Genomic DNA, 4,115 nt, shown 5'->3' with positions numbered 1-4,115 from the left:
TAATGTTGTAGTTTTCCATTCCTTATCAAAAAGAAGCGGTATGACTGGTTACAGGTCTGGCTTTGTTGCCGGAGATGAAAAGATTATAAGCTTTTATAAAAAAGAAAGGGCAAATTTTGGCGTTGCAAGTCCGGATTTCATTCAAATGGCAGCTAAAACAGCATGGGAAGACGAAAGCCATGTAATTGAAAGAAACAAAATTTTTAGAGAGAAGAGAGATTTATTTTTAGAATTTTTAGATAAAAAAGGTTTTGAATACCTGTATCCAAAAGCCACTTTTTATATTTGGATTAAAGCTCCAAACGGAATCTCTTCAAAAGATTATGCAAAGATTTTGTTAGAAAATGGTATCATAGTTTCTATCGGAGAAAATTTCTGTAGTAGCGCAGAGATAAACGAAGGAACCTGCGAAAGTCAATATTTTAGAATTGCATTAGTTCCAACCATTGAAGAATGTAAAGAAGCAATAAAAGTTTGGGAGAGTATATAAAAATGAGAGTTTTAGTAAAAATTAAACCAAAAAAAGCTGAAAATTTAAATGATATCTTTTTAATTTTGAAGAATTTTAACGTAAATACAGCCAACTTTTTTAAAGACCTTAGAGAGAAAGATTATTTTGAATTTTATTCAGATGTTTCTACCATTGAAGACATAAAAAATAAACTTGAAGAATTTGCATTTTTGGAAATAGAAGAATATAAGATTAAAGATAATGTACAGGAGTTTAAACAACCAGAGTTCACATCGTCAGATATAAACAGTCCCTATGCTTTTTTTACGATAGCTACTTTAGATGTTTTTATTTTGCTAGTCGTTATGGAAACTATCTTCAAAAGCCTATCCATGGAAAGTTTAATCAATGGTATTATCAACATTACTAAGCTTTCTATATTTTTGACAACATTATTAAAATTGGCGTTCTCTTTTCTATATTTTAGAGGTCTTTTGGATATTTTCCAATCTACATTAGTCGGCAGGTTGTTTAATATAAAAATTTATGGTTCTAAACTAAACATTTTATCCATTCTTCTTCTTCCGATAATCGGTTTTTATTTTGTTAACAATTCAGAAGTTGGTATTATATTTAAAATTTTTGGGTTATTTTTGATAACATTTTTTGTCATTGCAACATTTATATCTTTTGAGTATCTTGGTATTTCTTTAAAAAGAAATAAAGATTAATCATAAAAGAGATAAAGTGGAACAAAAATATGTATAGAATGTATTGATAAACATCGTGAAAGCTTATCAGAATAAATCCAAGGTAGTATAAAACCAAATTTACAATTACTAAAGCTTTAAATCTTTCCAAAGTTATGTTTGATGTAAAGATAACTAAGTTAAATATCAAAGGAATGATAGCTAAAATATAAAAGGGTAAATATTGGTAAGCATCTAAAAACTTACTACCAAAAAGCATAAGAAAAATAGGTTTTCCTAAAATCAAAGTTCCAACAAAAGCTATCAGATTTATAGCTAAGAATAACCCAAGTGAGTAAAGTAGGTACTTCCTATAATTAGTTTTGTCTTCCGTCAGCTTAACAAAGATTACTGAAAATAAAGTCATACAAAACCAGATTAAAGCTTTTCCAAGTATAGATGCAGATGCATATAAGCCAGCAGTCGTCGGGTCAAAAACTCTTTTGATAAAAAGGTCATCCGTATAAACAAACAGTCCAACCGGAACAGATAGTAAAGATGTTTTAAAAATATCTTTTATTGGAATTTTTTTTATCTTTCCAAACAAATTTTTATTAATAAACAACACAATTATTAGCACTAACAATTCAGCAAAAAATGATGAACCAACTGCACCATAAATATTCAATCCTATTTCTATTAAAAAAACAGCTATTATTAGACGAAATGTAAGTTCAAATGAATTCAAAAATGAATATTCTTTAAACTTTTCTTGAGCTTGCAAAAAGCCCTTTTCTACACTTGAAAGAAAAACAACTAACCAAACCAACCCAACTATTATGATTGCAAACTCATGAGTTATTTTTAAAAAAGATTGTACAAATGGTAGAGATATTATTAATCCAATGAAGAATATTAACCCTGTTAAGCCGGCTATAATTCTGATGAATCTTAAAATCTCATACTTTTGTTCTTTATTCTCTAAAACGGCTTTTATGGTTAAAGTTGGATAGATATTGGATAGAAAACCAACAGTAAGCATGAGTGAGTATAAAACCATAAATTCGCCATATAGCTCCGGACCAAGCTTTCTACTTACAATAAAATGGAACATGTATCCAAGAATGTTTACGTAGAAGAACATCAGAGATAAATAGCTAAAATGTTTAAGCATAATAGCTCAAAACTCTAAGTAAATAATCTTCAAACTTAGAAGCTATTTTGTCCCATGTAAACTTTTTAGCATATTCTATACCTTTTTTTCCCATTTTTAAAATTAAATCTTCATTATTCCAAAGATAGCTTATTTTTTCTTTAAAGTCTTCTATATCTTCATTTTTAAAACTTATTCCAAATCCATTTTCAACAACATATCTAAGTTCAGGGATGTCTGAGACTATCACAGGCTTTCCCATAGATGCAGATTCTAATGCAACAATTCCCTGTCCTTCAAACCGAGAAGGCATTACTAAAAATTTAGCATTTTTAATTAAATCTAACTTTGTTTTTTCGTCAACAAAGCCAATATACTTATAATTGGATTTTAGATTTTTCAATTTATCTTCATCTTTCCCTTTTCCTGCAATTACTACAGGATATTTTATATCTGCATTGATTAGCAAGTCTAAACCCTTATTAAAAAAGTCTATTCTTCCAACGTATAAAATATAGTTTCCAACATTCAAATCTTTTTCGTCTAATGTAAATTGTATACCGTTTGGTATTATCTTTCCTTTGACATTAAATTTTTCTAAAGTTTGGGCTGATACAGAAATAATATTTTTAAATCGTTTAGGATAATAATTTTCTATAAACAAAAAAGGCAATCCAAAAATATTGTATCTTTTTAAAATATTGATTCCTGTTTTATGATGTATCTGTAAAATTACAGGCTTTTTATCTTGTAGTTTATAAGCAAATATCGGATTCCATGGAGCAAAATCTTCAATTATAACATCATAATCTTTAAAATTTTCTCTCAAAAATTTGTAGGCTTTAAAAGCATATGAGAATGTACTTAAAATGTAGTTTTTATCACTACCTATAAATCTATACTCAAAGCTTTCATTGACTTTATAATCTTCTGCTTTTGGAAAGTTGCCACTGATAACTGTTATTTTATGTCCTTCTTCAGAAAGTCTTTTATATATTTCATAAACCCTAACCGCTCCGCCACCGCCTACCCATGGATTTTTTATATGGTCGTAGATAAAGTGAAGTATTTTCATGGTTTTTTGCTGTTTAAGTTCAATGTCTTATTTATTCTCATCATTTTCCAAATCGTATCAACTTGACCTTTTCCTATCCTAATAAAAAAAGCTAATACCATACCTAACCAAAGTCCAATCCCACCACCTAAATACTTTTTATGAAATTTTATTCTATTTGTTAATGATAAAGCGTCTATCTCACTTTTTAGTTTTTTACTAGCTCCCGTACTTTGACCTTCCTTGTGATATACAACGCTATCTAATGCTACTCCTAAACTAAAGCCATTTTTACTTGCATTGAAACAATAATCCGTTTCTTCGTAATATAAAAAATAAACTTCTGGTAACAGTCCAATTTTTTCTATTACCTTTCTATTTATCAAAAAAGACGCTCCTACTATATAATTTAACTTATCTTTTATTTGTTCCTTTTTTAAAATACGATGACTTGTTCCTAAAAACTTATTTATATGCCCACCATAAGTTTGAACAGTATTGGGGCTATCATAATACATTAAAACCGAACCACTAATGCCTGTATTATTCTTTTCTGCAAACTCTACAAGCTTTATTAAAGAATCTTTTCTGATTACAGTATCATTATTCAAAAGCCATATATATTCAAAATCATTTTTTACTAATGCATATCTTATTCCTGTATTATTTCCACCTGCAAAGCCTAAGTTATCACCACTTTGTAAAAATACTAAAGGATACTTAGAAGTTATATCTTTAGGCATTTTATTTTTTAATGCTTCCTCTGTC

At 28.5% G+C, this 4,115-nt stretch carries 5 protein-coding genes; 2 read left to right on the top strand and 3 right to left on the bottom strand.

Annotation, left to right across the window (positions count from 1 at the left end):
* Together SULYE_RS06590 and SULYE_RS06585 are read left to right on the top strand one after the other, a co-directional pair.
* Positions 1–490 (top strand): aminotransferase class I/II-fold pyridoxal phosphate-dependent enzyme (locus SULYE_RS06590; RefSeq protein WP_007547766.1); only part of this gene is annotated, 490 nt, incomplete at its 5' end.
* A gap of 2 nt (positions 491–492) precedes the next feature.
* Positions 493–1,182, top strand: a complete 690-nt coding sequence (locus SULYE_RS06585; RefSeq protein ID WP_007547765.1) for a hypothetical protein — start codon at positions 493–495, stop codon at positions 1,180–1,182.
* On the opposite strand, the gene SULYE_RS06580 is transcribed toward SULYE_RS06585, so the two are convergent.
* The 3 genes from SULYE_RS06580 to SULYE_RS06570 all read right to left on the bottom strand — a co-directional run.
* On the bottom strand, positions 1,133–2,314 hold the full coding sequence (locus SULYE_RS06580) for an oligosaccharide flippase family protein (protein ID WP_007547764.1): 1,182 nt from the start codon (positions 2,312–2,314) through the stop codon (positions 1,133–1,135). The two genes, SULYE_RS06585 and SULYE_RS06580, sit on opposite strands and share 50 nt — an antisense overlap.
* Positions 2,307–3,368 (bottom strand): glycosyltransferase family 4 protein, encoded by a 1,062-nt coding sequence (locus SULYE_RS06575; protein WP_007547763.1) that lies wholly within the window; start codon positions 3,366–3,368, stop codon positions 2,307–2,309. The genes SULYE_RS06580 and SULYE_RS06575 overlap by 8 nt, the downstream gene beginning before the upstream one ends.
* Positions 3,365–4,115: glycosyltransferase family 2 protein (locus SULYE_RS06570; RefSeq protein WP_007547762.1), on the bottom strand; the 751-nt coding region annotated here is incomplete at its 5' end. The genes SULYE_RS06575 and SULYE_RS06570, both read right to left, overlap by 4 nt.

Origin of the sequence: Sulfurihydrogenibium yellowstonense SS-5 (assembly GCF_000173615.1) — a bacterium.
In the GTDB taxonomy this organism is placed as follows: Bacteria; Aquificota; Aquificia; order Aquificales; family Hydrogenothermaceae; genus Sulfurihydrogenibium; species Sulfurihydrogenibium yellowstonense.
Note: the sequence above shows the minus strand (reverse complement) of the source record. Positions and strands in the feature narration are given on the sequence as shown.